This window comes from Candidatus Jettenia sp. AMX1 (assembly GCF_030263775.1).
Lineage (GTDB): Bacteria > Planctomycetota > Brocadiia > Brocadiales > Brocadiaceae > Jettenia > Jettenia caeni.
Genome location: NZ_SZPP01000092.1, coordinates 1 through 2732 on the forward strand (window position 1 = coordinate 1; position 2732 = coordinate 2732).

Consider the following 2732-nt stretch of genomic DNA (forward strand, 5'->3'; position numbering starts at 1 on the left):
CCAATTAAGCGGGAAGGACGCATGGCAAGAAAACAGTTCCTTTGTTTTTTTGTCAACAGGAACATTATTTTTTCTTGACATGCTTTTTCATAGATGACTATCGGGACAGTCTTTCCTCTGTTGAGGATATGTTTGGTTTCATATTTGGAATACTATAAGTACTCTTTCTGAATCTCAAAAAGCAAATTCCTGTACCATCAGGCCGATAACCATTGACAAGGAGTATATCATGTGCAAACCTTAAATTCCGTTTTTGAGGTTAAAGGTATCTCAAAAATTTACGACTCCACACAAGCCTTATCTTGCATCGATTTATCGGTTCCGTCAGAACAAACTACCGTAGTTATTGGACCAAGCGGTTGTGGAAAATCTACTCTTTTGCGGCTTATGATTGGACTGGCAAGGCCGGATACCGGCAAGGTCTATTTTGAAGGAACAGAAATTACACCAATGAATGCACTCCTGTTGCGCCGGCGCATGGGTTATGTTACGCAAACTGGCGGACTCTTTCCTCATCTAACGGCACGTAAAAATGTAATCCTGATGGCAAATTATCTGGGATGGGAAAAAACACTCATAGAGAAGCATTTGCTTGCCCTGGCAGAATTGACTCAATTCCCAAAGGACGGACTACAACGTTTCCCTGCGCAACTTTCAGGCGGACAACAGCAGCGGGTAGCGCTTATGCGGGCGTTAATGTTAAATCCTAACGTCCTCCTGTTAGATGAACCACTGGGGGCGCTTGATCCAATTACCCGTTATGATTTACAAAATGATCTAAAAGAAATTTTCCACAAATTAAGGAAAAGTGTAGTGTTAGTTACCCATAACATTGAAGAGGCAAAATTCTTTGGTAATCAAATGGTATTGATGCAAGCCGGGCGTATCATTCAGCAGGGCACGATTCACGAATTCATTGAAGCACCTGCCGATCCCTTCGTAACCCGATTTATCAAAACACATCGCAGTCCATTGGAGATACAGAAAGGCGGTGATGTCTGAAAAAATTGATACTTCTCTCCGTGTTGGCAGGTATAGGAATGATAGAAACGGCCCTTGCTGAACAAACCCTTCCTTCAGTAAAAATCGGATCAAAAAAATTTACTGAGAACGTGATTCTCGGTGAAATTACTACCCTTCTGATAAATCACGGAGAAATTCCCGCTATCCATCGTAAACAACTTGGCAGCACCCGAGTACTATGGAGCGCTTTGCTGAATGGAAATATTGATATATATCCGGAGTATACCGGCACGATAATAAACGAGATCCTGGCTGAGAGGGGATTAGCAGGAGAAATAGAGGAAGCGCTTTCTCAGCGAGGGATTCGGATGAGCAAAACACTGGGATTCAGCAATACGTATGCAATTGGGATGAAAGCTGAAACAGCTAAAAGACTGGGAATTGCCAGGATTTCTGATTTACGTAATTTCCCGGATTTAAAATTTGGTTTTACCCATGAGTTTATGAACCGCAAGGATGGCTGGAGTGGCCTCAGGAAATATTATAACCTTCCACAGCTCGAAGTATTGGAACTCGATCATGATCTCGCATACCGCGGTATTGAGAGTGACACCATCCAGGTAACAGATATATATTCGACTGATGCCGATATTGACTATTATAGCCTTGTCATTCTGAAGGATGATTTACATTATTTCCCTGACTATCATGCCGTTTTACTTTATCGCACAGAATTTGCAAATCGCTGGCCTAATGCATTGAGGGCAATGTTACAACTAGAGGGGCGTATCTCTGAATCAGAAATGATAAAGATGAATGCTCAGGCAAAGATCAAAAAAATCCCTGAAAATCAAATCGCATCTCAGTTTCTGGCGAAAGAATTTGGTATTCATCCAAAAATCCATATCGAAACAATCACCGACCGGCTTCTTTTAAGAACCCGGGAACATCTCTTTCTGGTAGCTATTTCATTAACAGGCGCAATAATTCTATCAATACCACTCGGAATTCTCTCTTTCAAACGAAAGAAAATAGGCCAAATCGTTCTCAGTATCGTTGGAATTATACAGACAATCCCATCGTTGGCGCTCCTCGTTTTCATGATACCTTTCCTCGGAGTAGGGAGCCAGCCAGCCATTCTTGCCTTATTTCTGTATAGTTTGCTTCCTATTGTGCGCAACACCTATACGGGATTGGGCAACATCCGGCCCGAGATCCGTGAAACGGCTCAAGCATTAGGTTTACCGGCCCTGCCACGCCTTTGGCTTGTGGAACTCCCTCTTGCTTCCCGTTCAATTCTCGCAGGAATAAAAACCTCTGCCGTGATTAATGTAGGAACTGCAACCCTTGGCGCACTTATCGGCGCCGGCGGTTACGGCCAACCCATTCTTACCGGTATCCGACTGGATGATATGGGTCTTATTTTACAGGGCGCCATACCGGCTGCACTATTAGCACTTTTAGTCCAGGGCTTCTTCGACTTAGCAGAACGCTATTTTGTACCAAAAGGACTCCGGATCAGTCAAAATCCATAGGAGCATTCCCAATAGTACTCCAAAAATAAAACCGAGCACCGTGAAAATTCCTCTGCCACGAAACAGATCACTTTTTCTCTTCCTGTAGTTTATCTTCTTCTTAATAATTTCCTGAAAAACTGTTTTACAATTTTCCGGCTTTGTTGCACAAATCCGATAAAAAAGCAGTTTTTCCCTGTAGTATGCAATTTATGAGATCGCATAACTTTCCGGCATTCCTAATTTCATCATACG

2 protein-coding genes are annotated in these 2732 nt (G+C 42.8%); both read left to right on the forward strand.

The features are described from left to right. Nucleotides 1-231 precede the first annotated feature (231 nt). Entirely contained in the window at nucleotides 232-1002 is a 771-nt protein-coding gene (locus FBQ94_RS17310; protein ID WP_007221082.1) for an ATP-binding cassette domain-containing protein, read from the forward strand. A gap of 8 nt (nucleotides 1003-1010) precedes the next feature. Continuing rightward, complete coding sequence (locus FBQ94_RS17315; RefSeq protein ID WP_352247041.1) at nucleotides 1011-2498, forward strand: ABC transporter permease/substrate-binding protein; 1488 nt, start codon at nucleotides 1011-1013, stop codon at nucleotides 2496-2498. Nucleotides 2499-2732 lie beyond the last annotated feature (234 nt).